Raw genomic sequence first — 988 nt, forward strand, 5'->3', positions numbered from 1 at the left:
GCGAGGTCGGTCGTCACCGGGGTGACCTGGAATTTCGTGCCCGCGCCCGAAAGCGCGTCGACGAGTGCGTTGCGGCGTTCCTCGAAAGGCCTTTGGGTGTAATCGATGTCGTCTCGCGCGAGCAGATCGAACGCGATGAAGGCCGCGGGTGTCTTCTCGGCCAGCATCCGGACCCGCGAGTCGGCGGGGTGGATGCGTTGTTGCAGGGCCTCGAAGTCGAGGCCATGGCCGGCGGCGACGACGATCTCGCCGTCGATGACGCAGCGTCCGGGTAGCTCCGTCCTCGCGGCCTCGACCAGTTCGGGGAAGTAGCGGGTCAGCGGGCGTTCGTTGCGGCTGCCGAACTCGACCTCATCGCCGTCGCGGAAGCAGATCGACCGGAAGCCGTCCCACTTCGGTTCGTAGGACGCGTCCGCGGGAATCGACGCCACCGATTTGGCCAGCATCGGCTTCACCGGCGGCATCACGGGCAGGCGCATTCGGCCATTGTCGCAGTGCCGTCCGCGCTGAACCGGCGATGACATTTCCCGGTGTCGACGGTCAGAAGTGGCGTGGACGCAATAATGGGCGGGGTGGACCTTCCCGTAACGCCGCCGCTCGAACCGATGCTGGCCAAGGCTCAGGCCACGGTCCCGCCCGAGGCGGGTGTGTGGTCGTACGAGCCGAAGTGGGACGGCTTCCGATCCCTGGTGTTCCGCGACGGCGATGAGGTCGAGTTCGGCAGCCGCAACGAACGCCCGCTGACCCGCTACTTCCCCGAACTGGTCGAGGCCGCGAGGACGGAGCTACCCGGACGCTGCGTCATCGACGGCGAGATCGTCGTCGCCGCCGGCCATGGCCTCGACTTCGAGGCCCTGCAACAACGCATCCACCCCGCCGACTCGCGGGTCCGGATGCTGGCCGAGAAGACACCCGCGGCCTTCATCGCGTTCGATCTGCTCGCGCGAGACGACATCGATTACACCCAAAGGCCTTTCGAGGAACGCCG

Annotated in this window: 2 protein-coding genes; one reads left to right on the plus strand and one right to left on the minus strand. The window is 67.1% G+C overall.

Annotated features, from left to right (window positions below):
- Nucleotides 1-479, minus strand: a 479-nt coding sequence (locus A5698_RS12900) for an ATP-dependent DNA ligase (RefSeq protein ID WP_502688916.1), incomplete at its 3' end; no start/stop codon positions are given.
- A 93-nt stretch (nucleotides 480-572) separates the two neighbouring features.
- Here A5698_RS12900 and A5698_RS12905 point away from each other — a divergent pair.
- On the plus strand, nucleotides 573-988 hold a 416-nt coding region (locus A5698_RS12905; RefSeq protein WP_502688917.1), incomplete at its 3' end, for an ATP-dependent DNA ligase.

This window comes from Mycobacterium sp. E136 (genome assembly GCF_001666865.1).
GTDB lineage: Bacteria > Actinomycetota > Actinomycetes > Mycobacteriales > Mycobacteriaceae > Mycobacterium.